The sequence below is a fragment of the Pseudomonas sp. JZ134 genome (genome assembly GCF_051027695.1).
Taxonomy (GTDB): Bacteria; Pseudomonadota; Gammaproteobacteria; order Pseudomonadales; family Pseudomonadaceae; genus Chryseomonas; species Chryseomonas luteola.
The window spans coordinates 4,104,788-4,129,464 of sequence record NZ_CP069250.1 but is presented as its reverse complement, the minus strand read 5'-3'; the positions used below and the strand labels follow the sequence as shown (position 1 = coordinate 4,129,464).

26 protein-coding genes and 1 pseudogene are annotated in these 24,677 nt (G+C 57.5%); 10 read left to right on the top strand and 17 right to left on the bottom strand.

Annotated elements, in window-relative coordinates; all coding sequences use genetic code 11:
• Positions 1-91: 91 nt before the first annotated feature.
• The 3 genes from rfbD to JQR86_RS19285 all read right to left on the bottom strand — a co-directional run bounded on the left by rfbD (position 92) and on the right by JQR86_RS19285 (position 2,781).
• The gene (gene rfbD / locus JQR86_RS19295) at positions 92-970 is read right to left on the bottom strand and encodes a dTDP-4-dehydrorhamnose reductase (protein WP_434154100.1); all 879 of its coding nucleotides are present in this window, start codon (positions 968-970) and stop codon (positions 92-94) included.
• Positions 971-1,465: 495 nt separating this feature from the next.
• Positions 1,466-2,110 carry a 3-oxoacid CoA-transferase subunit B gene (locus JQR86_RS19290; protein WP_010796373.1) on the bottom strand — a complete coding sequence of 215 codons (645 nt, stop codon included), beginning with the start codon at positions 2,108-2,110 and terminating at the stop codon, positions 1,466-1,468.
• Positions 2,107-2,781 carry a 3-oxoacid CoA-transferase subunit A gene (locus JQR86_RS19285; RefSeq protein WP_434154099.1) on the bottom strand — a complete coding sequence of 225 codons (675 nt, stop codon included), beginning with the start codon at positions 2,779-2,781 and terminating at the stop codon, positions 2,107-2,109. The genes JQR86_RS19290 and JQR86_RS19285 overlap by 4 nt, the downstream gene beginning before the upstream one ends.
• A 517-nt stretch (positions 2,782-3,298) precedes the next feature.
• Here JQR86_RS19285 and JQR86_RS19280 point away from each other — a divergent pair.
• The gene (locus JQR86_RS19280; RefSeq protein ID WP_010796375.1) at positions 3,299-3,592 is read left to right on the top strand and encodes a hypothetical protein; all 294 of its coding nucleotides are present in this window, start codon (positions 3,299-3,301) and stop codon (positions 3,590-3,592) included.
• 49 nt (positions 3,593-3,641) lie between these two features.
• Here JQR86_RS19280 and JQR86_RS19275 read toward each other — a convergent pair whose 3' ends face one another.
• Complete coding sequence (locus tag JQR86_RS19275; RefSeq protein WP_010796376.1) at positions 3,642-3,941, bottom strand: hypothetical protein; 300 nt, start codon at positions 3,939-3,941, stop codon at positions 3,642-3,644.
• A gap of 664 nt (positions 3,942-4,605) precedes the next feature.
• Here JQR86_RS19275 and JQR86_RS19270 point away from each other — a divergent pair.
• On the top strand, positions 4,606-5,127 hold the full coding sequence (locus JQR86_RS19270) for a hypothetical protein (RefSeq protein WP_019366505.1): 522 nt from the start codon (positions 4,606-4,608) through the stop codon (positions 5,125-5,127).
• A gap of 23 nt (positions 5,128-5,150) precedes the next feature.
• Here JQR86_RS19270 and JQR86_RS19265 read toward each other — a convergent pair whose 3' ends face one another.
• The 6 genes from JQR86_RS19265 to JQR86_RS19240 all read right to left on the bottom strand — a co-directional run bounded on the left by JQR86_RS19265 (position 5,151) and on the right by JQR86_RS19240 (position 10,214).
• Positions 5,151-6,167: a MerR family transcriptional regulator gene (locus JQR86_RS19265; RefSeq protein WP_407362596.1), complete on the bottom strand. Its 1,017-nt coding sequence runs from the start codon at positions 6,165-6,167 to the stop codon at positions 5,151-5,153.
• Positions 6,168-6,215: 48 nt separating this feature from the next.
• Positions 6,216-7,514 carry a multidrug effflux MFS transporter gene (locus tag JQR86_RS19260; protein WP_434154097.1) on the bottom strand — a complete coding sequence of 433 codons (1,299 nt, stop codon included), beginning with the start codon at positions 7,512-7,514 and terminating at the stop codon, positions 6,216-6,218.
• A gap of 59 nt (positions 7,515-7,573) precedes the next feature.
• A complete protein-coding gene (locus JQR86_RS19255) occupies positions 7,574-8,191 on the bottom strand; it encodes a TPM domain-containing protein (RefSeq protein ID WP_010796380.1) in 618 nt (205 codons plus the stop codon).
• A 15-nt stretch (positions 8,192-8,206) separates the two neighbouring features.
• Positions 8,207-8,986: a TPM domain-containing protein gene (locus tag JQR86_RS19250; protein WP_312271838.1), complete on the bottom strand. Its 780-nt coding sequence runs from the start codon at positions 8,984-8,986 to the stop codon at positions 8,207-8,209.
• The gene (locus JQR86_RS19245; RefSeq protein WP_112297976.1) at positions 8,983-9,591 is read right to left on the bottom strand and encodes a LemA family protein; all 609 of its coding nucleotides are present in this window, start codon (positions 9,589-9,591) and stop codon (positions 8,983-8,985) included. The genes JQR86_RS19250 and JQR86_RS19245 overlap by 4 nt, the downstream gene beginning before the upstream one ends.
• Before the next feature lie 407 nt (positions 9,592-9,998).
• Complete coding sequence (locus JQR86_RS19240; RefSeq protein WP_010796383.1) at positions 9,999-10,214, bottom strand: dodecin; 216 nt, start codon at positions 10,212-10,214, stop codon at positions 9,999-10,001.
• Between the two features lie 179 nt (positions 10,215-10,393).
• Here JQR86_RS19240 and JQR86_RS19235 point away from each other — a divergent pair, with 179 nt between their 5' ends.
• Positions 10,394-10,714: a DUF883 family protein gene (locus tag JQR86_RS19235; protein ID WP_010796384.1), complete on the top strand. Its 321-nt coding sequence runs from the start codon at positions 10,394-10,396 to the stop codon at positions 10,712-10,714.
• A gap of 49 nt (positions 10,715-10,763) precedes the next feature.
• Here the strand turns inward: JQR86_RS19235 and JQR86_RS19230 are convergent, their stop codons facing one another.
• Complete coding sequence (locus JQR86_RS19230) at positions 10,764-11,654, bottom strand: LysR family transcriptional regulator (RefSeq protein ID WP_037029877.1); 891 nt, start codon at positions 11,652-11,654, stop codon at positions 10,764-10,766.
• 99 nt (positions 11,655-11,753) lie between these two features.
• On the opposite strand from JQR86_RS19230, the gene trpB reads away from it, so the two are divergent.
• Both trpB and trpA read left to right on the top strand, forming a co-directional pair.
• Positions 11,754-12,962, top strand: coding sequence for a tryptophan synthase subunit beta (gene trpB, locus JQR86_RS19225; RefSeq protein WP_122041186.1), 1,209 nt, complete (start codon positions 11,754-11,756; stop codon positions 12,960-12,962).
• Positions 12,959-13,768 (top strand): tryptophan synthase subunit alpha, encoded by an 810-nt coding sequence (gene trpA, locus JQR86_RS19220; protein WP_010796387.1) that lies wholly within the window; start codon positions 12,959-12,961, stop codon positions 13,766-13,768. Before trpB ends, trpA begins: the two co-directional genes overlap by 4 nt.
• Positions 13,769-13,947: 179 nt before the next feature.
• Here the strand turns inward: trpA and pbpG are convergent, their stop codons facing one another.
• On the bottom strand, positions 13,948-14,868 hold the full coding sequence (gene pbpG / locus JQR86_RS19215; protein ID WP_074821005.1) for a D-alanyl-D-alanine endopeptidase: 921 nt from the start codon (positions 14,866-14,868) through the stop codon (positions 13,948-13,950).
• A gap of 279 nt (positions 14,869-15,147) precedes the next feature.
• On the opposite strand from pbpG, the gene JQR86_RS19210 reads away from it, so the two are divergent.
• Positions 15,148-15,654, top strand: a complete 507-nt coding sequence (locus tag JQR86_RS19210; protein ID WP_185749669.1) for an anti-virulence regulator CigR family protein — start codon at positions 15,148-15,150, stop codon at positions 15,652-15,654.
• Between the two features lie 99 nt (positions 15,655-15,753).
• Here the strand turns inward: JQR86_RS19210 and JQR86_RS19205 are convergent, their stop codons facing one another.
• On the bottom strand, positions 15,754-16,113 hold the full coding sequence (locus JQR86_RS19205; RefSeq protein WP_010796390.1) for a DOPA 4,5-dioxygenase family protein: 360 nt from the start codon (positions 16,111-16,113) through the stop codon (positions 15,754-15,756).
• 3 nt (positions 16,114-16,116) lie between these two features.
• Complete coding sequence (locus tag JQR86_RS19200) at positions 16,117-17,133, bottom strand: zinc-dependent alcohol dehydrogenase family protein (RefSeq protein WP_434154096.1); 1,017 nt, start codon at positions 17,131-17,133, stop codon at positions 16,117-16,119.
• Positions 17,134-17,327: 194 nt separating this feature from the next.
• On the opposite strand from JQR86_RS19200, the gene JQR86_RS19195 reads away from it, so the two are divergent.
• Both JQR86_RS19195 and gloA2 read left to right on the top strand, forming a co-directional pair.
• On the top strand, positions 17,328-18,497 hold the full coding sequence (locus JQR86_RS19195) for a lactonase family protein (protein ID WP_434154095.1): 1,170 nt from the start codon (positions 17,328-17,330) through the stop codon (positions 18,495-18,497).
• A complete protein-coding gene (gene gloA2, locus JQR86_RS19190) occupies positions 18,497-18,880 on the top strand; it encodes an SMU1112c/YaeR family gloxylase I-like metalloprotein (RefSeq protein WP_150348358.1) in 384 nt (127 codons plus the stop codon). Before JQR86_RS19195 ends, gloA2 begins: the two co-directional genes overlap by 1 nt.
• A 64-nt stretch (positions 18,881-18,944) precedes the next feature.
• Here the strand turns inward: gloA2 and JQR86_RS19185 are convergent, their stop codons facing one another.
• The 3 genes and pseudogenes from JQR86_RS19185 to JQR86_RS19175 form a co-directional block, all read right to left on the bottom strand.
• Positions 18,945-20,003, bottom strand: coding sequence for a methyl-accepting chemotaxis protein (locus JQR86_RS19185; RefSeq protein WP_434154965.1), 1,059 nt, complete (start codon positions 20,001-20,003; stop codon positions 18,945-18,947).
• A 72-nt stretch (positions 20,004-20,075) separates the two neighbouring features.
• Positions 20,076-20,516, bottom strand: a pseudogene (locus JQR86_RS19180) (MCP four helix bundle domain-containing protein); the annotation flags it as partial.
• A gap of 156 nt (positions 20,517-20,672) precedes the next feature.
• On the bottom strand, positions 20,673-21,614 hold the full coding sequence (locus JQR86_RS19175) for a choline sulfate utilization transcriptional regulator (RefSeq protein ID WP_434154094.1): 942 nt from the start codon (positions 21,612-21,614) through the stop codon (positions 20,673-20,675).
• Positions 21,615-21,726: 112 nt separating this feature from the next.
• On the opposite strand from JQR86_RS19175, the gene betC reads away from it, so the two are divergent.
• Together betC and JQR86_RS19165 are read left to right on the top strand one after the other, a co-directional pair.
• Positions 21,727-23,238: a choline-sulfatase gene (betC, locus tag JQR86_RS19170; protein WP_434154093.1), complete on the top strand. Its 1,512-nt coding sequence runs from the start codon at positions 21,727-21,729 to the stop codon at positions 23,236-23,238.
• Positions 23,239-23,306: 68 nt separating this feature from the next.
• Complete coding sequence (locus JQR86_RS19165) at positions 23,307-24,227, top strand: choline ABC transporter substrate-binding protein (RefSeq protein ID WP_197872441.1); 921 nt, start codon at positions 23,307-23,309, stop codon at positions 24,225-24,227.
• Positions 24,228-24,677 lie beyond the last annotated feature (450 nt).

The following is a 24,677-nucleotide window of genomic DNA, read 5'->3' as shown; positions in this document are numbered from 1 at the left end:
CTTTTTATAACGTTAAACTAATAATGCTGATATCAGCGCATTCTAAAGAGATATCAATCAGCTATTAAATTAATATTAATTTATTGGCGGGCTATTTATCTGCAAAGTTCTGTTGCCAGAATTGTTCGAAGGCTTCTTTCCACTCGGGTAATTGCACGCCCCAGTTGGTCTGAATACGTGAGCAATCCATTCGTGAATTAGCTGGACGTTTCGCTGGAGTGGGATACTCATACGTGGCAATAGGATAAAGCCGGGCACGTAAACGGCCTTGCTCTTCAAGTTTTTGAGCGATCGTTTCGGTAAAGCCAAACCAGGATGTCTTGCCTGTCGAGGTAAGGTGGTAAATACCCCAGGGGCCTGGGTTGCCCATGGTAATGCGATCTACGATGTGGCTAGTGGCTGAGGCAATCGTATCGGACCAAGTCGGTATGCCGATCTGATCATCTACAACGCGCAATTCGTCTTTTTCCTGCAGCAGGCGATGCATGGTACGAACAAAGTTGTGACCATCCTGGGAGTAAACCCAACTGGTTCGCAGAATCAGATACTGTCCGCCTACGGCCTGAACCGCCTGTTCGCCAGCCAGCTTGCTTTTGCCATACACGCTGGTGGGGTGGGTGGCATCCTCTTCACTGTAGGGCTCGTTCTTGTCACCATCAAACACATAGTCGGTCGAATAGTGGATGAACGGAATGGCCCGTGCCACGGCCTCCTCCGCCAGAATCCGCGGTGCCTCTGCGTTTACCTTGAAAGCCATCTCGGCGTCGGTCTCGGCCTTGTCCACAGCCGTATACGCAGCAGCATTGATAATCAGGTCTGGCTGCACACGTCGAACGGTTTCACGAATGGCCTCTTCATTTGCAAGATCCATGGCATCACGACCCAGAACAACAAGTTCATGATCGGTTTTAAGGCTTCTTTGCAGCGCTTGAGAGACCTGACCGCTTCGACCTGTAATTAAAATTTTCATATTTCTCCAGCCTGATCGAGCGGCATTAACCAAAAAGCAGTGAGCTAGTTGATTAAGAACCCGATAGTGGTTGGTTTAATAATGAGCGACTGATGCTCAATCATTACCCAACAGTAAATCAATGTGATGGTCGCTATGTTGAACGCGTTTAAAAGTTAAGCAAACTTTAAATAAAGCGAAAAACACAGAGCACCGCAGTTTATAAAAAACCAGGGCGATAGTGTGCCTGCCTGTACGGGCAAGGCCAGAGGCGGGGCGGAGCGCTATGGCGGCGTGGGCAGCCAGAAAAGGAGATTGGTCATAAAACGTGCCAATAACAGCGTGCTTAGTCGGCGAACACTAACACACCTTTGTGACGGTTTGTCAGCAAAGTTGTTTCAAGACAGACAAACCTTTACAGAGGCTGTTGAAAGGCCATGAAGTTGGCAGAAGAAGCGGGCCTAGTACCTTGAGGCTTGTGAGTTCCATGGCAAGGCCGCTCTTCTTTGATAGGGGTCAAACCGGCTTTTGTACCAGTGCAAGGCCAGTCATTTCCTGAAGACTTTCAAGTGTGAGGCCTTCGACAAGTTCGCTGGCATACACGCGGCCGTTAGCAATATCGAAAATAGCCAGATCGGTATACACACGAGATACGCAGCCTACGCCCGTCAGCGGGTAGGTACAGTGCTCGACCAGCTTGCTTTGCCCGGCTTTGGTCATGAGATCCATCATGACAAAGACCTGCTTGGCACCTATTGCAAGGTCCATAGCACCCCCTACGGCAGGAATCGCATCAGGCTCGCCGGTGTGCCAGTTGGCCAGATCGCCTGTGACGGATACCTGGAAAGCGCCGAGCACGCAGATATCCAAATGGCCGCCGCGCATCATTGCAAACGAATCCGCATGGTGAAAAAACGCACCGCCTGGCAGCAGGGTAACAGGCTGCTTGCCAGCGTTGATCAGATCAGAATCTTCCTTACCCTCCTCTGGCGCCGGACCCATGCCCAGTATGCCGTTCTCGCTGTGCAGAAAAATTTCGCGGTCAGCCGGCAGGTGGTTGGCCACTAGCGTCGGCAGTCCAATCCCCAGATTGACGTAGGCCCCTTCTGGGATGTCCTGGGCGACTCGGGCAGCGATCTGGTTGCGGTTGAGTCTGTTCATTCCTGATCTCCTGAAACACGAACGACACGTTGCACAAAAATGCCTGGCGTAACGATGATTTCCGGATCGATCTCGCCCAGCTCCACAATTTCACGGGTTTGCACGATGGTAGTCTTTGCAGCCGTCGCCATGATGGGACCAAAATTGCGGGCAGCCTTGCGGTAGGTCAGGTTGCCCCAACGGTCGGCACGGTCCGCGCGAATCAGAGCAAAGTCGGCATGAATGGGATATTGGATAACGTAGTGCTTGCCGTTGATTTCACGTGTTTCCACGCCTTCGGCCAGAATCGTGCCGTAGCTGGTCGGCGTGAAAAAGGCGCCGATACCGGCACCCGCAGCGCGGATGCGCTCGGCCAAATTGCCTTGCGGCACTAACTCCAGTTCAATTTTGCCGGCACGGTAAAGCTCGTCGAATACATAGGAGTCGGTCTGGCGTGGAAATGAACAGATGATTTTGCGAACCTGACCTGCCTTGAGCAGGGCTGCCAGGCCTATATCGCCATTGCCCGCATTGTTGTTAATGATGGTGAGATCTTTCGCACCGTGCGCTATCAACGCATCAATCAGCTCAGAAGGCTGTCCGGATGGGCCGAAGCCGCCAATCATTACGGTGGCACCATCGTGGATGTCTTCCACCGCCTGGCTCAGGCTCTCGACAATCTTGTTGATCATTGTATGTCCTCATTCAAGGGTCTCGCTGTTGCTCATGCACCAGCCGAGGAGGTAAGCCGCATGCACCGAGCATATGCGATTGCATCCCTTGAAAAAGGTGGTTGTGTCCGATAATCGGACACAAAACGCTTCATATGTGCGTTTATCGATCGGCACCCGTATTAGTACGCCGTTGTAAGGCAAGTAGACCATCTCAGCATTTCAATACGGCCTTTGGAGAATTAACCGGCACAGCGCTGGTCATTTTAATGACTTACACAAATGCGATGATGGCAAAAGGCTCTAGGTCAAGCATTGGCGATTAGGTTAACCAAATATTTGTGTGCACTAACTCACGGTATTGTAGGGAAATCTGAATCATTCCTGAACATGGGAGAATCGGTTAAGCAAAAAGCATTGTGATCCTAAAGTTTCCTTTTACTGTGTCGACTTATTAAAGAGGCCACAGGAAATTCGGCTTTCGCGCTAACGCTATCAACACAAGGGATTTGAATGAATATTCTTCAGGAAACACTGAATGAGCTATCTTCACTCCGCGCCCAGTATTGGACGTTTTGTACCCAAAGAGCAGCATGTCTTTTGGGGTGAGCGAGTCAGCGAGCTGCTGCAGATCGTTGCGATCAGTCACGGCTTTGATTTAATGCGCCTTGGCGCAAGCGAGGCATACCGCCTCAAGGGCTTTCTGGATACGCTCGAACAGAATGACTATCCGGAACTGGCCGACTGGAATGACCGAGTTTTTGCCTGCACCCGCCTTACGTGCCGGGTCGAGCTTGAGAAGTACATGCTGGAAGGCATGCCCAAGTCCTGACGTACCCCTCTCCTTTCTGGGCTGCCCGCCTGATGTGGCAGCCGGACGCTCATGGTGAAACCGCCTCTTCTTCAGCCGATGCAGGTTTGGTCAGGCGCATTGAGGTCAGATATAGCGAAAATACCAGGACGAAGGCACCCAGAAGAAAGCCGACATAGGGAATCCTGAAGGCAATCAACAGGGCGGCGGCGGCACCGCTGGCTGCTGCTGGGATAGCTCTGAACACATCAAGCTTCAAGGTAAAAGGTTTGTGGCATTCGGGACATAATCGGCTTCCATCCGATTCAGGAGGACCGAAGACTGCAGCGTGGAAGGCGCTGATGCTTTGTTTGCAGTGGGGGCATTTCATGCTGAATTCCTTTTCAAGCAGTCAGGCAGGTTAACTGCATCCTGAAATCCTACGCGCGCTCCGAAGAAAATGGGGAGCTGCCGTGCAGAGCTGTGAGCAGGTTCATGTAAATAAGCATGGGTTTGTGCTAAAGCCACAGGCCGTTAGCTCAAGTGCCTGGACTGTCTTTTCGAACGGATAGGTCCCTCCGGGCTGCCGATCGTTTCTGGTCTTATCACATCTTGTGGCCCTGGCTGGAGCAGCCCTGCGTCAGAATGTCAGTCACGGTATTGTTCGTCCCTGCCGTACGCCAGGATATGCTGGCATAGCCTTTCGTCTAAAAACATATAAGGTGACTCAACGCTTACGGGTGCGTTCCGAAACGAGCCTTCTTCTCCCTGCCCATCGAAGCGGTTTCGCTGGAATGGTTTCAGTAGAGGCACTCCAGCGCAGCGGCTCAAAGTGACTCCGTCAGTGAGGTTATTTGGATCTGTCCAGTCCTAGTCGTATTGCTTCCCATCGGCATGTGCCGGGCGGACGAAATGCTCTCACCCACCTTTTTTACCTTGTTGCAGAATCCCCTGGCAGGCAGATGAGCCCTTTCCCTTCAGGTGGCGCTGTCTGCCTTTAGCGACAGGCCCGGCTAAGCGGGCTGTGAACACAATAACTAAAAAGGGTGGTAGCGATGGAGCACATTCTCAAAGCAGCCTTCGGCTGCCTAAGCGAAGCCGAGCATGTCCGACATGAGTTGATCGCAAAAGGTGTAGCCGGTCGGCATATCTCACTTTCAGCCTCTCGAAATGAGACGGCAGGTTCTTCTACAGGTTCGTTGGGTGAACGAATCAGCCATTTCTTCTGTTCGCTTTTCGACTTGGCCGATGATGAGCCCGCGCGCGAGGCCATTACCCAGCACTCGACTGTCCTGACGGTCACGCTTACCGAGTATCAGCAGCAGGCCGTAGTCGAGGCCGTGCTTGCGCAGAACGGTGCAATGAGTGCCCATGCCCTGACGGATGACTATGCCATCTCCAGTCACTATCCAAGTTCGGCCTGTACGCTCGGCATGGGCTCCTTCGCCTTGGCCGGTCAGGTGCCACAAGAGGCGACAGGAGGCCGGTTCGTGCCGACCCAGGCGGAAGAGGAGGCCTGGTTGACCAAGCCTCCACTGGAGCTGCCCTCGCTGTCTCTCTCATTTGCCAAGCCCTGATCACAGAATCAGGGCTTGCAGGGCTAGGTGCGCAGTGCTGCCATGGCCTGACCGAGATAGCGTTGGATATCGTCTGTCATCCAGGTGCCCTCAGCCAGCTGCGGCTCGCAGGCATGGGCCTGACGCAGTTTATGGTGGGTCTCGGGATTTGTGCCTGCATAGGCGGTAAACAATGCGGTCCAGCGTTGCGCCAGCTGCAGCGCCTCTGGAGAGTGGGGAGGCAGTCCGTTATCCATAATGCGGCGTAGATCGGCCAGAAGCGGTAGCCATTTCGGGACCTGCTCGCCATAGTTTGCCTGCATGAAGGCGAACTCTTCGGGTGTGAGATACCGTTCATAGATCGCAAGCTTGCCGGCCGTGAAGGCCTTCAGGATAAAGCGGGTCATCTCGGTGGTGACACCCGTCTGCTCCTGTAGCGGGGCCTCCTGGCGGAACAGCTCGTTGAGCCGTACGGCCAGGGCCGGGTTGGTTGATGTATTGCGCTCCAGGAGCGTCATCCAGCGCCGTGCCAGCGACTGTGCTTGAACGGACTCAGGGGGGAGTCCTTGTTGGAGGAGCTGATGGGCTTCCTGTACCAGTGCGCGCCAAGCCTGCTGGTTGGCGGGAGTGTAGAAAGGCAGATCATTCAGGTCTTCAGGGGCGAAATGCTGTTCGTACATGGTCATCAATTCCAAGGTTTTTAACCAATCGGCCAGGTCAGGCTCCTCTCCTTCACTGAGTTGGCGATGCAGGTCTGCCAGGCGATTACGCAGATTGGTTTGCTGAGTAATCTGTCGGTCCAGCCGGCGGATCTGCTGCTCGGTGATGGTCAGGAGCGCAACGTCTGGCCGCGCCAGACGGGCTCCGATCTCGGCCAGCGACAGGCCCATGCCACGCAGGGCCTGGATCTGGTGCAGCCGGGCAATATCGGCCCGGTTGTACAGTCGGTAGCCGGCATCGGAACGCGCGGAGGGTGTGAGCAGGCCGATGCTGTCGTAATGGTGAAGAGCCCGAATCGTAAGACCCGACTGCTTAGCCAGTTCGCCCACTTTCAATAGCATCGAATTGCTCCTTTCTTCCACGTGCGGAATTGATCCTGAGGCCTCACGTTACGATAGGGTCAAGGGGGCTGTGAACAAAGACGCGGGCTGGCTATTTAAATGGCCAGCCCGGAAAGACATTACCGCGTTGAGGCGGGCTCGGCCGATGAGGAAAGACGCGTGACCAGCGCCCAACCCAAGCCACTTACCACGACTCCAATGGACAGGGCCACGGCCAGGCGGAAGGCGCTGCCGTACACCAGCGGTGCAAGCCAGCCGCTGACGATGGAAAAGAAGATCATCTGGACAAACCCCAGGACTGACGCGGCGGTGCCGGACAGCTCCGGTACGCGTTCGAGGATGCGTAGCGTCATGGTAGGAATGCCCAGCGACAGGCCGAAGACGAACAGCCCGTGCGGGGATAACGGCCGCATAGACATTCAGGTCGGTAGCCAGACCTGTATAGGTCAGGTTGATCAGGCAGCTCAGACCAAGCATGGCGTAGGCAAAGCCGATCAGTCGACCGGAAGGCAATTGTGAGGAAAGCCGTGCTGCCAGGAAGGACCCGCTGGTCAATCCGATCACGATGGGGATGAACAGATAGCCAAAGTCGGTTTCGGCCAGCCCCAGTACCTGGGTGACAAAATCCGGGGCGGCGCCGATCAGGAAGGCGAAGCCGCCAAACAGGGCGCCGAAGACCACGGCGCGTGCCATGAACTGCCCGTCCCGCATGACTCGTCCGTAATTGCGCGACAGGACGCTCAGATCGAAGGCTTGCCTGCGTTCTGGCGCCAGGGTTTCGGGCATCAGGAACGCGCAGAGCGAGGCGCTGAAAACGGCAAGCGCCGCCAGGAAAAAGAACACGCCGCGCCAACCGGTGTGTTCTGACAGGTAGCCGCCAATAATCGGCGCAAAGGCTGGGGACACGCTGAAGACCATGATGATGTAGGACATGGTTTTCTGGGCCACCGGACCCTTGTAACAGTCCGTCACGATGGCCTGTCCCACTACCATTCCTGCACCAGCGGACAGGCCCTGGCAGACACGGCCTGCCAGCAGCCAGTCGAAGCTCGGGCCGAGCGCCGCGATCAGCGAGCCGGCGATGTACACCGCCAGGGCCGAAAGAATAACCCGCCGGCGGCCGAACGAGTCGGACAGGGTGCCATGCAGAAGCGTCATGAATGCGAACGCCAGCATATACAGGCCGAGCGTCAGTTGGGTCTTTTCAGGTGTCAGCTGAAAATCTCGGCCGATGGCGCCAAAGGCCGGCAGGTAGGCATCAATCGACATGGGACCGATACAGGCCAGGGCGCCGAGGATCAGCACCATCACGGGATAGCGAGGAATAGAGGTGGTGGTCGTTTGCAAGGGGAATAACCTGTCACGGGCCACAGTGGCCCGCGTCAAACAAGGGAAACGCCTACCCCTCAGGGCAGGATGATCAGCCGGTCCGGTAGCTCGTTACGCGTATGGGTTGCCGGCAGGTGTTGCTTCAGGTGCTCACCGCATGCGTCGATACAGGTCAGAAAGCCCTGCAAGGTTTCGCCACGACGAACCTGCTGTGTAAAGGTTGCGATGATCGACTGCCAGGTTTCGTCACTCAGCTTTTGCGAAATACCTCGGTCTACGAGGATTTCCACATAGCGTTCGGCTTCCGATACAAAGATCAGCATGCCAGTTTCCGCCTGTGTGTGGTGAAGGTTGTGCTCGAGAAACTGACGGCGTGCCAGGTTGGACGCGCGCCAGCAACGCACCTGGCGTGGAATCAGACGCGTCGTGATGGCTGGAATGCGGAAGATCAAACTCAGCGCAATCAACGTGCCCCACTGGACTAGCAGGAGTTCATGGGGGCTCAACCAACCTGGGTAGTAATTGATCGCGCCTGGAACGATCAATGCAATGAGGCTCGCCCAGAGTAACGGGATATAGGTGTAATCATCGGCCCGTGCGGCCAGCACCGTGACCAGCTCTGCATCGGTATCGCGTTCAACGCGAGAGATGGCTTCAGCGACCTGTCGCTGCTCGTGCTCGTTGAGTAATGTCATAGAGGTCCGCTCTCCTTACCAATCACCTGAAGCCCCGCCGCCGCCAAAGCTGCCGCCGCCCCCACCAAAACCACCTCCTCCAAGGCCACCTCCTCCCGAGCGGCCACCACCGCCGAGAACACTGCCAAGGATTGCGCCGGTTAGCACCGAGTTGCCTCGCCCGCCACGTCCACCACGCCCGCCTCCGCCACCTTTCATCATGAACAGGATGATGACGAACAGGACGATGAACAGAATCGGGGTAGGACGATCTTCACTGCCGTGATATGTATCATCCTGTGCCGGGCGTGCCAGCGGATCGCCGCCCAGCACCTTGAGCATGGCACTGGCTCCCTCGCTGATGCCTTGGGCAAACTGACCCTGCCGGAACGCGGGAACGATCACCTGATTGATGATCAGGAAGGACTGTGCATCCGTCAGACGATCCTCCAGACCATAGCCGACTTCGATTCGCACCTTGCGGTCGTCACGCGAGACAAGAAGTAACGCACCATTGTCTTTGCCTTTCTGCCCGATCCCCCAATGGCGACCGAGCTGATAGCCATACTCCTCAATGGAACGGCCTTGCAGGCTGGGAATGGTAGCGACCACTACCTGTTCGCTCGTCGCCTGCTCATGGGCCTTGAGCATCTGTTCCAGCCGAGCCTTGGTCTGAGCGTCCAGCATTCCGGCCTGATCAACGACCCGTCCGGTCAAGGGTGGGAAACCAGGAGCCTGCTGGGCCTGTGCCACTGCTGCACAAGCCCAGAACAGGACCCATAGTGCAAAGGCGCGAAACACCGGGCGATCAATCATTGATTGAAGTTGACCTTGGGTGCCTGATCAGCGTTGGGCGTCGTGGCTTTGAAGTTCTCGCGAACCGGCAGGTCGCTATAGAAGATCTTGTGCCAGATGCTGCCCGGGAAAGTGCGGATTTCGGTGTTATAGCGCTCGACCGAGGCGATGAAGTCACGGCGGGCCACGGCGATACGGTTTTCAGTACCTTCCAGCTGGGATTGCAGGGCCATGAAGTTTTGATTGGACTTCAGATCCGGATAACGCTCGGACACCACCATCAACCGGCTCAGGGCACCACTCAGCTGCTGCTGGGCCTGATCGAACTGCTGGAGTTTCTGGGGATCGTTAAGCGTGCTCGCGTCGACCTGAATGGAGGTTGCCTTGGCGCGGGCCTCGATCACGGCGGTGAGGGTGTCCTGCTCCTGCTTGGCGTAACCCTTTACGGTCTCAACCAGATTCGGGATGAGATCGGCACGGCGCTGATACTGGTTTTCCACCTGCGCCCAGGCCGACTTCACTTGCTCGTCATAGGTAGGAATAGTGTTGATGCCGCAGCCGCTCAAGAGCGAAGCCAGCACGGCGAAGACCGCAATCTTCCAGCTCAAGCGTAGTCCCTGGGTCATATGCATTGCGTGTAACTCTCCGTTTGTATACCTGAATATGGGTGGCAGTCATGGCTTCGTGATGACGAAGCGTGCGTATAAATACGGATAGCGCGACCCCGCAAGAGTTCAGGCCAATCGCCTCCGATGTTGTCACGAAAATCGCAACCACTGCCCATTGAGGTAAGGCTGAGCGAGGCTCATTATCTAGCAGACGGAACTGCCCGGAACAGGCGTTAGGTTTTTGTTGCAGATGGGATAACGAGAGGGGAAATGCAGAGGAATGGGATTACGGAGCTGCGCGGGGGTTGATAGCGGATCGGCGCAAAGGCCGCTGCGCTATCACCTGCCGGGCAGCTCTAGGAAGTTCTCGCAGCAATAGAGCGTTTCGCCGCTTATTGGTTCACTGCGAAATCTCTTTTATCAGATCAGCTGTTTTCGATACGAAAACCGATTTTTAGCGTTACCTGATAGTGCGCCACCTTGCCGTCTTGAATATGACCGCGGGTCTCGGCGACTTCAAACCACTCCATGTTCTTGATGGACTTGCTGGTCTCCGCCAGGGCGTTGTTGATGGCATCTTCGACGCTGGTGGTGGAGGAGCCGACAATTTCCAGCTTCTTGTACGTGTGATGATCAGACATGTAAACCTCCTGGTTGTAGTTGGCCAATCATCTGGCCAAGGAAAAAACCGCTTGTTTAATGAGTCTCATCAAAACGAGGATTAGTTCAGTGTGTACAAGTGTTGATCAAGTTTGTGTCGCACTTTCGCTGCCGGGTGAAGTCAGACCCGGAACACCCAATGAAACAGGAGGTTCACGCCATGGCTCGTAACAGTTCCTATCAGGCAACCCTTGAAAATCTTGAAGACCAGATTCAGACACTGAAAGATTCTCTCTCCTCCTTGAAGCGCAGTGCTTCGGCGGAGTCCCGTCATTCGTTGAAGTCGTTCAAGGACAACACCAGCCACGCGCTGCACCGCTCGGGTGAGAGCCTGGAAGATTTTTATGACGAAGCACGTGTACTGGCACTAGAAGCCAGCAAAATAGCCGGTACAAGTGTGCGCAAGCACCCTTGGGCTACTGTAGGCGTGGTGGCCGGTCTGACTGTACTGGCAGGCTGGTGGCTGTTGCGCGACGAATAATAATGTCGCCTTTTTCGCCGCTCGCCTTGCCGGGCGGCGATGATCCTTCCTAGTCTTCTGCCAGCGCTGCTCGCAGCCACTGTGCAAGCCGCTGTGCTCGCTGGTCCGCCAGCCGCCCCGGCACCCATAATGCCAAAACCGCTTCGGTCTCAACGAATCCCCACGGTGCTATCAGCCGTCCTGCCGCCAGATCTCCTGCCACTAGGGGTTTAGGCGCAATGGCGACCCCTAACCCGGCCACTGCCGCTTCCAATAGGTAATACAGGTGCTCGAAGCCTGCGCCAACCGTCAGGCTGTCAGCTGGCAGACCATGGCGTTGCGCCCACGCAGGCCAGGCCTGCGGGCGGGAAGCCGTATGCAATAGTGGCTCGCCCAGTAATGCCGTAGGTGGTGCGTTCTGAAACAGGGACGCATTGGCATACCGGGGACTGACGACCGGGCCGATACATTCAGGGGCCAGTACGTGTACGTGCATGTCCGGCGGTGCAGTTGGCTCGGCAAACAAAAGTGTGGCGTTGAGGCCGGGACGGCGGGGATCGAGCTCTCCCTCGCTGGTGGACAGGCTCAGCCGTAGTTCAGGCAATTCACGGTTGAGTCGATCCAGCCGCGGAATGAACCAGCGAGCCAGAAGGCTGCCCGAACACCCCAGAACAAAGGGGGCATCGCTGGCGCCGCGTTTGAGATCGGCGCAGACGCTGCGCAGCCGCTCGAACGCTTCGGCACTGGCGTCCCGCAGTCGAAGACCCGCTTCGGTTAGCGCAAGGCCCCGCCCTTCCCTGACGAACAGCACCACGCCCAGCTGTTCCTCCAATGCACGAATCTGACGGCTTACCGCGCCATGGGTAACGAACAGCTCCGCTCCTGCCTTGCTGACGCTTCCCAGGCGTGCCGCTGCCTCAAAGGCACGCAGAGCATTTAAAGGAGGAAGATCGTTCATTATCCGACCTGTGAGTTTTCCTGACAGATACAGGCGATCTTATCGATTTATTCCTGTCCAGCAACCGGTTAGTGTAAAACCATATTCACAGGGAGCTCTCCCATGACAGACATGACCTACAGCCAAGGCCCTGATGCTCAGGGCATGTTCGGCCAGTTTGGTGGCCGCTACGTGGCCGAAACCCTGATGCCGCTGATTCTGGATCTCGAGCGTGAGTACACCGCCGCGATGAAGGATCAGGCGTTTCTGGATGAGCTGGCCTATTTCCAGCGCGACTACATTGGCCGCCCCAATCCGCTGTATTTCGCCGAGCGCCTGACCGAGCATTTTGGTGGCGCCAAGATCTATCTGAAGCGCGAAGAGCTAAACCACACCGGCGCGCACAAGATCAACAACTGCATCGGCCAGATTCTCCTGGCCAAGCGTATGGGCAAGACCCGCATCATTGCGGAGACTGGCGCCGGCATGCACGGCGTGGCCACTGCCACCGTAGCGGCCCGCTTCGGCCTGCCCTGTGTGATCTACATGGGCACCACCGATATCGACCGGCAACAGGCCAACGTCTTTCGCATGAAGCTCCTGGGGGCGACGGTGATCCCGGTCACTGCCGGTACGGGCACACTCAAGGATGCGATGAACGAGGCACTACGTGATTGGGTGACCAATGTCGCCGATACCTTCTACCTGATTGGCACCGTTGCCGGTCCACACCCCTACCCGGCCATGGTTCGTGATTTCCAGGCCGTAATCGGTCGTGAGGCCAAGGCGCAGATTCTTGAGAAAGAGGGTCGTCTACCTGACAGCCTGATCGCCTGTGTGGGCGGTGGATCAAACGCCATGGGGCTGTTCCATGAATTCGTGGACGACAAGGACGTGGCGATCATTGGCGTTGAAGCCGGTGGCCACGGTGTCAGTACCGACAAGCACGCCGCCAGCCTGAACGGTGGCGTTCCTGGCGTCCTGCATGGCAATCGTACGTTTCTTCTACAGGACGACGACGGCCAGATCATCGACGCGCATTCCATCTCCGCCGGCCTGGACTATCCTGGCATCGGCCCGGAGCACGCCTGGTTGCATGATGTGAAGCGCGTGGAGTATGTGCCGATCAATGACGACGAGGCGCTGGCGGCTTTCCACCAGACCTGCCGTCTGGAAGGCATCATTCCAGCGCTGGAATCCGCCCACGCTCTGGCTGAAGCCTACAAGCGCGCGCCTACGCTGCCCAAGGATCACATCATGATCGTCTGCCTCTCCGGCCGCGGCGATAAGGACATGCAAACCGTGATGAGCCATCTGGGAGACAAGCTATGAGTCGTCTGGAAACCCGTTTCGCCCAGTTAAAGCAAGAGGGTCGCGCCGCGCTCGTGACCTATACCACCGGGGGTGATCCGGATTACGCTACGTCGCTGGCAATCCTCAAGGGCCTGCCCAAGGCGGGTGCCGATGTGATCGAGCTAGGCATGCCCTTCACCGATCCCATGGCGGATGGCCCGGCCATCCAGGCTGCGGCCCTGCGTGCGTTGAAGAACGGGCAGACCCTGGCAAAAACGCTGGAGATGGTGCGTGAGTTTCGCCAGGAAGAAGCCGAAACACCCCTGGTGCTGATGGGTTACTACAATCCGATTCACCGTTATGGCGTTGAACGCTTCCTGACCGAAGCCAGGGATGCCGGTGTAGACGGCCTGATCGTGGTGGATCTGCCGCCCGAGCACGACGCCGAGCTGTGTGACCCGGCTCAGGCCGTAGGCATCGACTTTATCCGGCTGACGACACCTACTACAGACAATAACCGCCTGCCGCGTGTGCTGAACAGCAGCTCAGGCTTTGTATATTACGTCTCGGTGGCGGGTGTGACAGGGGCGGGTTCGGCCACGAACGAACACATCGAGCATGCGGTCGAGCGGCTGCGGCAGTTCACTCAGCTTCCGTTGTGCGTAGGCTTTGGTATCCGGACGCCCGAGCAGGCCAGAGTGGTTGCTCAGCTGGCGGATGGGGTGGTAGTGGGCTCCGCCTTGGTCGACCAGATCGCCAAGGCGCAAAGCAGCACCGAGGCCGTCGAGGGTGTATTGAGCCTGTGTGGCAGTCTGGCGGAAGCGGTACGCAGCGCGAGGCGATGATAGATAAGTGGCCTGAGTGATGGATATCGCTTCGCTCAATCTATCCTATGGGCTAATACCCTGCCGGTACTGCGCGTAACGCACTCGCCTCAAACAAAAGCCGCTGCATTTGCAGCGGCTTTTGTTTTGCAGGATGGGTTGAGCTTGGCGATACCCATCATTCCCGTACATACCGCGTCTTACTGCGCGGCAACCGCCTGGCGAGCGGCCATATGGCGCTGCTGCTTGTAGGCCTTGGCCACTTCCGGGATAGGCGTGACCTGGCCGGTTTCTATCCACTTGCGCAGGCGACTCGCATCAGCCATGTGGGTGTATTTGCCAAAGGCATCCAGTACTACGAACGCAACCGGGCGGTTATTCATGACCGTACGCATGACCAGACAATGACCCGCTGCGTTGGTAAAGCCGGTCTTGGTGACCTGAATATTCCAGTCGCTCTTGCCCACGAGGTGATTGGTGTTGTGGAAGCCCAGGGTGTAGTTGGGCTTGCGGAACGCCACAGTCTTCTCTTGCGTGGTGCTCAGCTGGCCAATCAGCGGGTAATTGCGGGTGGCCTGGAGCAGCTTGACCAGGTCACGGGCGGTCGAGACGTTGTTCAGGGACAGACCTGTCGGCTCGGTATAGTGGGTATTGGTCATGCCCAGCGCACGCGCCTTGGCGTTCATGGCGGCCACAAAAGCCTTTACACCGCCCGGGTAATGCTCGGCCAGACTTGTGGCAGCACGGTTTTCCGAGGACATCAGCGCCAGCAACAGCATGTCATGACGGCTGATCTCGCTGCCCAGACGCACACGCGAATACACACCGCGCATTTCCGGCACATCGTCAATCTTGACGGTCAGCATTTCATCCATGGGTTGCTTGGCATCCAGGGTGACCATGGCAGTCATAAGCTTAGTGACGGATGCAATGGGAGCCACGACGTCGGGGTTGCTGGAATACAAGGGCTGGCCCGTTTGCATGTCGACCAGCAGGGCGCTGCCCGATGCCAGTTCTTGCCGCATCGGTACAGTGGCCTTGGCCTCGGCTGCACTGACATTTGCAGCCCCCAGGCTGCCCCCGATCAATACAGCACTCAATACGAGAGAAAGATATTTCACGTGAATATCGTCCGGCTGAAGAGGTAAATAGCAGACTCGACCTGTCTGGCGTCTCGAAAGGCACTCTGGCAGGTCCCGAGTCCGGCGCAGCGGCAGTATAAAGGGCATCCTCCCGGGCGATGGAACCCCCTTACTCAAGTTTTTTCGTGGCGCGAAGGTAAAGGTTTGCTGACATAGCGCTCTGACGACGCGGATGACGATAGACTGAAAACAGCCCATACCGTAGGTAACGGGTTGTTTTGAATCAGGATCCTCTGGATCGCCATGTGGGAGACCACCATGAATCGCATGAAAAAAGCCATCGCCAGCGTATGCGTTACGTTGTGTGTGGGATCGCCACTTGCGTTGGCTGCGCCGCCGGATCAAATGAACGGGCCGCAGGGCGGCAGCAAGGGACACGGTCAGGGCGCGCAAATGCCGCATGGCCAGGACCATAAAGGCGGTTCTGCCCAGTCGAAGGGTAACCAGGGCAATCAAGGACATGGCGGTCCGCAGGCCAGCCAGGGTCATGGCAAGCGGTTACCTCCGCAGGATTTCAGCCCGGTACGTGAAACCATACGGGCCCACAAGGGCGAGATCGGCCGCGGCTCACCGCTTCCGCCGGGGCTGGTGATCGCCAAGGGCAAGCCGCTACCCCATGGGTATGGCAAGCCGCTGCCACCCGGCATCGCCAAGCAGCTGCCCCGCTATGACGGTTATGAATGGCGCCGCTTGGGCACAGACATGGTGCTGATCGCTATCACGACCGGCATCGTGTATGAGGTCCTGCACAACGTGCTGGATTGATTGGTCAATTCTTTGGGTGGTGGCGCAGTAACCCTGCGTTAGTGCGCCTTTGCCTAGACTGAGGCAGCCCATGGCGCCGTACAGTGCGTCATCATGGGCTTACTGAAAGTCGTATTGCACGGGTTCTTCGGGTAGCACGGACAGGTCAAGCGGCCTTACCGCACCCATCCAGAGGGCATGGTCGCGGTGATCGGCACGATCATGGCCGGTCACGGGATGGAGAAAGATCACCAGCCCGTTCCGGTTGAGCGCCAGCCAGGGCACCACGTCCGCAAATACCTCTGGACGAAACGACAGCTGACAACTCCAGTCCGGGTGAGGGCCGACCGGTCGCTGGTGAACCCGGCCCATCGTCACGGCAAAGCGGCGCGCGGCCTCTTCGCACAGTGCCCTGGCCTGCTCCAATGTCGTGGCGTCAAAATAGACATGGGCATGGTAGCCCTGGATAGCCGCTGTCATGTCTTACCCTTCAAAGCGAATGACGACTTTGCCCACATGGCTCTGTCCGTCCATGTAGCGATACGCCGCTTCGGCCTCGTCGAAACTGAAGACTTTGTCGATCACCGGCTCGATGCGATGCAGGGCGATGGCACGGTTCATGGCATCGAACATCTCGCGTGAGCCGACATAGATACCCTCCAGTACGACAGAGCGCTGGATCAGCGCTGCCGGGTTGATCTCTCCGCCCGTCAGCACACCGATCAGGTGGGTGGCACCACCCGGACGAGTCGAGCGCAGCGAGCGAGGCAGCGTACCGGCGCCGCCGACTTCTACCACATGGTCAACGCCGAGCCCTTCAGTCAGGCCTAGCACCTGCTCCTGCCACTCCGGATACTGCTTGTAATTCACGGTCTCGTGAGCGCCCAAGGCCTTGGCCTTTTGCAGCTTCTCATCGCTGGATGAAGTAATGATGGTACGCGCCCCGGCCGCACGGGCGAACTGGAGGCCAAAGATGGACACACCGCCTGTACCCAGCAGCAGCACGGTCTGACCAGCCACCAATGGCTGAACACTGCCAAACAGTGCATGCCAGGCGGTTACACCGGCGCAGGGCAAGGTAGCGCCAGCCTCATAAGACAGGTGCTCCGGCAGCGTAACCACGCCGTTCTGGTCGAACAGTACGTATTCGGACAGCACCCCGTCGATGGCGCCACCGAGGGCGGAGGCGCCGTGGGTGGGGTCCAGATGGCCGCCAATCCAGGTCTGCATGAAGATACCGGCTACGCGATCGCCTACTTTCACACGGTCGACATCATCCCCAATCTCCACCACTTCGCCTGCACCGTCGGACAGGGGTACCAGATCCTTGGGCAGACCGCCACGTGCGTAACGGCCGGTTGCGACCATGAGGTCGCGGTAGTTCAGCGAGGCGGCCTTCATCTTGACCAGAACCTGGCCGCGTCCCGGCTTGGGTGTATCACGCTCGCGCAGGGTCAGGTCTGCATAGGATTCGGCTTTAGGCAGGCAATAGAAACGCATCGTACTCTCCTGTTTGAGAAATGAGCGGGCTCAGGGCCGCCACAGAAAAAGGTTCAAACCGTTACACTTGGGTCGGACCGCATGGAAACGATGAAGCTCAACAGAATGTGTCACAAAGCGAACTGATATCACCGGTTCAGGTCTGTTAGCTAACTTTTTTGCCCGTGCCTCACTGATCAGAATGAGTAAACGCCATGAAGCTGCCCTCTTTGCTACCACTGTTCCTGCTCGCGCCACTGACCGGCATCGCGACCACCGCCAGCGCTGAGCCGGGACTGTATAACCTGCTGGTAGGGACCTACACCAACGGCAGTAGCCAGGGGCTTTATGTCTACCGATTCGATAGCCGCGCCGGGCAGGTCACCGGACCGCTGCGCGTTGTCAAAGCCCACAACCCGTCCTATCTGACACTGGCGCGCGACGGCCGTACCGTATTTGTCGTCAATGAAAACGGTCGTGGCAGCCAGGGCGATGACATTGGCCGCGCCACGTCTTATCGCTTCGATCCAGAAAGCGGCCGGCTGCAACAAATCAGCCAGGTCAAGACCCTGGGGGATCATCCAACCCACTCGACGCTCAGCCCTGACGGACAGTTCCTGTTTGTCGCCAACTATTCCGTCGAGCCCGAAGGCTCTCTGGCCGCGCTGCCGGTGCAAAGCAACGGTGTGCTGAGCCCGGTTGCCCAGATCGAATTCTTCCAGGCCAGTAATAATCACCCGGAGCGGCAGACGTCCGGCCATGTACATGGGGTGACGTTTACGCCAGACGGCCAGTATCTGTTCTCGCCAGACCTCGGCGCTGACAAGATTTTTGCCTATCGCTACAACCCTGCACGACAGGAGCGCCCGCTGTCTCCGGCTGAAACCCCCTACACGCCCGTTCCATCAGGCAGCGGCCCGCGCCATATCGTCTTTAGCGGTGACGGCCGTTTCGCCTACCTGACCCTTGAGCTGACCGGACAGGTCATGGTGTTCGCCCACGAAAACGGTGCACTGCGACAGTTACAGGTCTACACCTTGGCGCCGGAAGGTTTCAGCGGCAAGGTAGGAGCAGGCGCCATCCATCTCTCCAACGATGGCCGCTTCCTCTACGCTGCCAACCGAGGCGATGACAACCACATCGATGTGTTTGCCATCGATCCGGTGGAAGGCACGCTGACCTTTGTCGACCGCCGCTCCGTGAACGGCCGCGAGCCCCGCGAGTTCAGCATTGATCCGACGGGACGCTACATGCTGGTCGCCAACCAGGGCAGCAGCCAGCTGAAGGTGTTCGCGCGCGATCCGCAAACCGGCAAGCTGGGCGAAGAGCTGCAGAGTATCGACGTAGCCATGCCGTCCGACCTGAAGTTCGTGGCGGTGCCCTGATGTTCGACCGTTTGCACCATGTGGCGCTGATCTGCTCCGACTACCCCACGTCCAAGCGTTTTTATACCGAGGTACTAGGACTCAGGGTGATAGCCGAGACCTTTCGTGAGGCGCGCCAGTCCTGGAAGCTGGATCTGGCTGTTGGTGATCACGCCCAGCTCGAGCTGTTCTCCTTCCCGGACGCGCCACCGCGCCCTTCCCGGCCGGAAGCGCAAGGCCTGCGCCATCTGTCCTTTGCCGTGGAAGATTTGGACGCTACCGTTGCTCATCTCAAGCAGCATGACGTTGCTGTAGAGCCTATCCGGGTAGACGAGCTGACGCAGAAACGCTTCACTTTTTTCAGCGATCCGGACGACCTGCCCCTTGAGCTCTACGAGCGCTAAGGACAATACCCGGCGGTAATAAAAAAGGCAGCTCTAGGAGCTGCCTTTTTCGTAGGCGTCAGCGTTAGATCTCGAAACGTTTCACCAGACCGTTCAGGTCCACCGCCAGGCGAGACAGTTCCGCACTGGCAGCATTGCATTGGGCCGCACCGGTTGCGGACTGGGAAGCCAGGTCACGGATATTGACGAGGTTACGGTCCACTTCACGAGACACCTGCGCCTGCTCTTCCGACGCGCTGGCAATCACGATGTTGCGCTCGTTGATCTCGGCAATGAGCTGGGTGATTTCTTCAAGCGCCGCACCGGCAGACTGGGCAATCGCCAACGTGTTTTGCGCTTGGCTGGCGCTGCTCTGCATGGATGTTACGGCTTCCTGCGTACCGCCCTGGATGGCGCTGATCATCTGTTCGATTTCACGGGTGGACTCCTGGGTGCGGTGGGCCAGGGCACGCACCTCATCCGCGACCACGGCAAAACCGCGCCCCGCCTCACCGGCCCGTGCTGCCTCGATGGCCGCGTTCAGGGCCAGCAGATTGGTCTGCTCGGCAATGGCCCGAATTACATCCAGCACCTTGCCAATATCGTGGGCCTGTTCGGCCAGTCCGCTGACCAGTGTGGACGTCTTGTCCACCTCGCCGGCCATGTGCTCAATGGCTGTAACTGTGTTGTCGACCTTAGTGCGGCCTTCGTGAGCGGCCTGCGCCGAGCGCTTGGACGACTCGGAGGTGGACACGGCGTTACGGGCCACTTCCTCGACAGCGGTGCTCATCTGGGTCACGGCAGTTGCAGCCTGCTCGATCTCGTGGTTCTGCTGGGTCAGGTTCATGGATGAGCTTTCCGTAACCAGATTCAGCTCCTCTGCCGCAGAGGCCAGTTGTGTGGAGGACGAGGAGATCTGTTCGATCGCATCGCGCAGGTTACCTTGCATGACGGCGAGGGATTCGAGCAGCTGCCCTACTTCATCCCTGCCTTCTACCTGAACCGGCACGCTCAGGTTGCCGGATGCTACGGCGCGTGCACTGCTCACAGCCTGGCCCAGCGGACGTACGATGCTGCGACTCATGATCCAGGCCAGCAATACGGTGATTGCAAACGCCAGGGCGATGGCAAGGCCGACGCCCAGCTTGCCGGCGTTATAAGCTGCCTCCGCCTTGTCGGCGGCCTTGCCGGATTCGTCTGCGCTGAGCGCTGCCAGCTTCTTGAGCTGGGTAGCCATCTGGTTGGCGTATTCGTTCAGACTCTTGTTGAGTATGGCCGAGGCTGATTGCATGTCGCCCGCCAGCGCCAAGCGTGTCACTTCAGCCTGATCGGTAAAATATTTGTCCTGCCACTGCTTGAAGTGAGCGTAAGCCTCTTTTTCAGAGTCCAGTATCAGGAGCGTTTCATAGCGGGCCTGAGTATCGCGAAGACTCGCCTTGATATCGCTTGCCTTCTGGCTATCTTCCTGGCGACGCTGCGCCGTATCCGCGGTAAACAGGCGCAAGGTAAAGACACGGATACGCATCATGTCCATGTTGATCTCACCCAGCGCATTGATAGCCGGCAACCAATGCGTATCCACCTGCCGTGACTGCTCCCGCATATTGCTCATCTGGCTCATTGAAAACAGGCCGAGCCCTAGAACGATGAGTGCCATAAGGCCAAAGCCTACGGCTAGGCGGGGAGCGATTTTCAGAGTGCGTAACGCCATGAGTCCATCCTCAGGAACAATAGGCAAAAAGCCTTTGCTTGTCCTATCGGTCCGGGCGCTATTAGCTTGATAGGCTTTTTACATATCGCAATACAAGGGTTTTCATACACTAAGGCGAAAGCGGTCTAGCACAAGGGTTTCGCCGTTGATCTCATTATGCAGCCATCCGACGAACTGCTCGACCAACCTGCCCCGCCGCTTCCGCTCGGGAATCAGCGCGTGATAGCCATAGGCAGACGTGGCGCATTCGACAATCGGGCGGCATAGCAAACCTTGCTCGACCAGATTGTCCACCAGATGCCGCCAGCCAATCGCAACGCCTTGGCCGGCGATAGCGGCTTGAATGACCAGAGTGTAGTTATCAAAGCTCAACACCGCCGGAATAGGCGGTGCCTGAATATCCAACGCCTGGAAGAGCCCTTTCCAGTCGAACCACTTGCTCGACAGCTCCGGCTTCAAATGCAGCATGGGCAGGCCGGCCAGCGTCTGTTTGGGGAGGGGGAGCGCCATGCCCTGAACCAGGCGGGGGCTACAGACGGGGAATACTTCTTCCCGAAACAATGCCAGCGATTCACCGTGCTTGAAGCGGCCATCGCCAAATGTCAGGGCAACATCGATATTTTGCAGATTAGGCCCTGGCATGCGGTCGCTGGTAATAAGGCTGACGTCCAATTCAGGATGCAATGCGTGAAAGCGCGGCAAGCGAGGCATTAGCCAATAGGCCGCAAAGGCAAAGTCAGTGGCTACGTTCAACATTTCATGGGGCGCCCGGTGAGTGATGGCCGCAATGCCTGTGTCGATACTGTCCAGCCCTGCCTGCACATGCTCCAGGAGTAGTGCGCCAGCGGCAGTCAGCGTGATGCCTCGGTAAACACGATCGAACAGGCGCACTGCCAGTTGTTGCTCCAGCCGCTTGATCTGCTGGCTGATGGCAGGCTGTGTCATGCCCAGCTCAGCCGCAGCCGCCGTGAAACTCAAGTGCCGGGCCGCCGCCTCGAAGAGTCGCAAGCAGTCGAGCGATAACGGCTCATCCGCTACTGCCATAAGCCCTCCTTATCCAACCTATGCGTTTCCATGTGGTTTACCCATCAATCTCGTAGGGTTGACTATGGTTTTACGCACTATCGCATAACTTTCCAGCATAGGACGCGCCGCAATGAAGCAACCCAATATTCTTTTCATCATGGCGGACCAGATGGCTGCGCCGCTGCTGCCGCTCCACCGTGCCGACTCGCCCATCAAGGTTCCCAATCTTGAGCGTCTGGCACAGCAGGCCGTGGTGTTCGATTCGGCATACTGCAACAGCCCATTGTGTGCGCCCTCTCGCTTTGTTCTGATGAGTGGGCAATTGCCTTCCAGAATCGGGGCCTACGACAACGCCGCTGACTTTCCTGCGGACGTTCCGACCTATGCCCATTACCTGCGCCGCCTGGGCTATCGCACTGCCCTCTCCGGCAAGATGCATTTCTGCGGACCGGACCAGCTCCACGGTTTCGAGGAGCGTCTGACCAGCGACATCTACCCTGCCGATTATGGCTGGGCGGTGAACTGGGACGAGCCGGATGTGCGTGCAAGCTGGTATCACAACATGTCATCCGTGCTGCAGGCCGGGCCTTCCATCCGCACCAATCAGCTGGACTTCGATGAGGAAGTGGTCTTCAAGGCCAGGCAATACCTCTACGACCATGTCCGCCGGGGGGATGACCAGCCCTTCTGCCTGACTGTCTCCATGACCCACCCGCATGACCCCTATACGATTACCAAGGAATTTTGGGATCTGTATGAGGAAACGGACATCGAATTGCCACAGGTGACGTTGTCCCAAGATGAGCAGGACCCTCACAGCCAGCGCCTGCTCAAGGTCATCGACCTGTGGGATAAGCCGTTACCGGAGCAAAAGATTCGGGATGCGCGCCGCGCCTACTACGGGGCATGCAGCTATGTGGATGCCAATATCGGCAAGCTGCTCAAGACTCTGGAAGAATGCGGACTTGCAGAGGATACGATCATTGTCTTCTCGGGCGATCATGGCGACATGCTGGGTGAGCGCGGCCTCTGGTATAAGATGCACTGGTTCGAGATGTCTGCCCGTGTACCCCTGCTTATCCACGCCCCCAAACAGTTTGCTGCGCGGCACGTCAGTGCGTCGGTTTCCACCATGGACCTCTTGCCGACCCTCGTGGAGCTGGCCGGAGGCTGTGTGCAGGACGGCCTGCCCCTGGATGGTCGATCACTGCTGCCGCACCTGGAAAACCGTGAGGGCCACGATGAAGTGATCGGCGAATACATGGCCGAAGGTACTCATAGCCCGCTGATGATGATTCGGCGTGGCCGCTACAAGTTCATCTACTCCGAGCAGGACCCGCTGCTTCTGTTTGATCTCGCCAATGATCCCCAGGAGCTGGAGAACCTTGCAACCAGCAGTGAATACCAGAGCGTGTTGGATACCTTTGTACAGGAGGCCCGTACCCGATGGTCCATACCCCATATCCATGCCGATGTGCTGGCCAGCCAGCGGCGTCGCCGCTTTGTCGCCGAGGCGCTGAATAAAGGCGTACGTACAGCATGGGATCACCAGCCGTTCGTGGATGCGAGCCAGCAATACATGCGCAACCACATCGACCTGGATGATCTGGAGCGGCGTGCCCGTTATCCACAGCCGCTGTAATCAACCCTTGCCCGAAGGATGCTGACGGGCCACTGTAGACCCGATAACACACGCTGAAGGACGCACGGATGAAACCAATACCCACGCTTTTGATGGTTGGCGCCGCCCTGTTTGGTACGCAGGTTCACGCTGAAGATGCCGCTTGCGGCACTGTTCGTATGGCTGATCCGGGTTGGAGCGATATATCCACTACCAACGCCGTTGCCGGCTTTCTGCTCGAATCGCTGGGCTACCAGAGCACGGTCGACACGCTTTCCGTCCCCATCGTGTTTGGCGGCTTGAAGGATGGCAAGATCGACGCCTTCCTGGGCAACTGGATGCCTGCGCAGCAAGGGTACTACGACCAATTCGTTACAAGCGGCCAGGTGACCGATCTCAGGGAAAACCTGAACGGGACCGAATTCACCCTGGCCGTACCCAAGTATGTCTGGGACGCCGGTGTGAAAGACTTCAGCGATCTGGCCAAGCATGCTGGCAAGTTCAACAAGAAGGTCTACGGCATCGGCTCGGGTGCCCCGGGTAACCAGTCGATCCAGAAGATGATCGACGGTAACGAGTTCGATCTGGGCGGCTGGCAACTGGTGGAATCGAGCGAGCAGGCCATGCTGGCGCAGGTAGGCCGCTCTGTGAAGCGCAACCAGTGGGTGGTCTTCCTGGGCTGGACGCCCCACCCCATGAACATCAATTACGAGATGAAGTACCTCACCGGCGGTGAGAAATACTTTGGCGAGGCGGGCACGGTTCATACGCTGACACGTAAAGGGTATGCCGAGCAGTGCCCGAACGTAGGCAAGCTGCTCTCCAACCTTGCGTTCACGCTGGATATGGAAAACGCCATCATGAACGACGTGGTGGAGAAAAAGATCAGTTATGCCGACTCTGTACAGAACTGGCTCAAGGCTAATCCACAGGCCATTGAGCCCTGGCTGCAGGGTGTGAAAACCAAGGACGGCAACGACGGTCTGGACGCGGTCAAGGCAAAGTTGTAGAACATGATTGCGTAGGGAAAACGGGATGTATCACTAACCCGTTTTCCCTGCGGCTACAGGCTGAACCCGCCTCTATCGATAGCCATATTCACCAGGCTGTCACAACACGGCGATAGCCTTTATCGCACCGTGTGCAGCGGGCAAAAAATGTCCCTTATCGGCTACACCCCCCTTATTTCCTGTATTCCATGAGCTTATGAAACGTCATACGTCAGACATCGTATGAGTTAAAAGGCTATGCAAAATCACCAGATAAATAGTCATACCTATTGCTAACGAAGTGGGGCTGTTATGAGTAACTTCACCGGGTCATGTAGCGAGCTTTGGAGCGCGCTACACATGATTTCGCGGCCTACAGTGGAGGGAATATCGGCGGTTAAGGAACATATTGAGCGAAGCGATTTGCTGCTTTTCTCTGCATTCAGTGGGCATGAATGTTTTGATGATGGG

Excerpts from the sequence above, each read along its gene's own strand:
- gloA2 (WP_150348358.1), top strand. The coding sequence starts at position 18,497 with ATGTTCGACCGTTTGCACCATGTGGCGCTGATCTGCTCCGACTACCCC.
- JQR86_RS19265 (WP_407362596.1), bottom strand. The coding sequence starts at position 6,167 with ATGCTATTGAAAGTGGGCGAACTGGCTAAGCAGTCGGGTCTTACGATT.
- betC (WP_434154093.1), top strand. The coding sequence starts at position 21,727 with ATGAAGCAACCCAATATTCTTTTCATCATGGCGGACCAGATGGCTGCG.
- JQR86_RS19195 (WP_434154095.1), top strand. The coding sequence starts at position 17,328 with ATGAAGCTGCCCTCTTTGCTACCACTGTTCCTGCTCGCGCCACTGACC.
- trpA (WP_010796387.1), top strand. The coding sequence starts at position 12,959 with ATGAGTCGTCTGGAAACCCGTTTCGCCCAGTTAAAGCAAGAGGGTCGC.
- JQR86_RS19165 (WP_197872441.1), top strand. The coding sequence starts at position 23,307 with ATGAAACCAATACCCACGCTTTTGATGGTTGGCGCCGCCCTGTTTGGT.
- JQR86_RS19175 (WP_434154094.1), bottom strand. The coding sequence starts at position 21,614 with ATGGCAGTAGCGGATGAGCCGTTATCGCTCGACTGCTTGCGACTCTTC.
- JQR86_RS19280 (WP_010796375.1), top strand. The coding sequence starts at position 3,299 with ATGAGCTATCTTCACTCCGCGCCCAGTATTGGACGTTTTGTACCCAAA.
- JQR86_RS19270 (WP_019366505.1), top strand. The coding sequence starts at position 4,606 with ATGGAGCACATTCTCAAAGCAGCCTTCGGCTGCCTAAGCGAAGCCGAG.
- JQR86_RS19200 (WP_434154096.1), bottom strand. The coding sequence starts at position 17,133 with ATGCGTTTCTATTGCCTGCCTAAAGCCGAATCCTATGCAGACCTGACC.
- rfbD (WP_434154100.1), bottom strand. The coding sequence starts at position 970 with ATGAAAATTTTAATTACAGGTCGAAGCGGTCAGGTCTCTCAAGCGCTG.
- JQR86_RS19235 (WP_010796384.1), top strand. The coding sequence starts at position 10,394 with ATGGCTCGTAACAGTTCCTATCAGGCAACCCTTGAAAATCTTGAAGAC.
- JQR86_RS19255 (WP_010796380.1), bottom strand. The coding sequence starts at position 8,191 with ATGACATTACTCAACGAGCACGAGCAGCGACAGGTCGCTGAAGCCATC.
- JQR86_RS19240 (WP_010796383.1), bottom strand. The coding sequence starts at position 10,214 with ATGTCTGATCATCACACGTACAAGAAGCTGGAAATTGTCGGCTCCTCC.
- JQR86_RS19275 (WP_010796376.1), bottom strand. The coding sequence starts at position 3,941 with ATGAAATGCCCCCACTGCAAACAAAGCATCAGCGCCTTCCACGCTGCA.
- JQR86_RS19245 (WP_112297976.1), bottom strand. The coding sequence starts at position 9,591 with ATGACCCAGGGACTACGCTTGAGCTGGAAGATTGCGGTCTTCGCCGTG.
- JQR86_RS19205 (WP_010796390.1), bottom strand. The coding sequence starts at position 16,113 with ATGACAGCGGCTATCCAGGGCTACCATGCCCATGTCTATTTTGACGCC.
- JQR86_RS19285 (WP_434154099.1), bottom strand. The coding sequence starts at position 2,781 with ATGATCAACAAGATTGTCGAGAGCCTGAGCCAGGCGGTGGAAGACATC.
- trpB (WP_122041186.1), top strand. The coding sequence starts at position 11,754 with ATGACAGACATGACCTACAGCCAAGGCCCTGATGCTCAGGGCATGTTC.
- JQR86_RS19210 (WP_185749669.1), top strand. The coding sequence starts at position 15,148 with ATGAATCGCATGAAAAAAGCCATCGCCAGCGTATGCGTTACGTTGTGT.
- JQR86_RS19250 (WP_312271838.1), bottom strand. The coding sequence starts at position 8,986 with ATGATTGATCGCCCGGTGTTTCGCGCCTTTGCACTATGGGTCCTGTTC.
- JQR86_RS19290 (WP_010796373.1), bottom strand. The coding sequence starts at position 2,110 with ATGAACAGACTCAACCGCAACCAGATCGCTGCCCGAGTCGCCCAGGAC.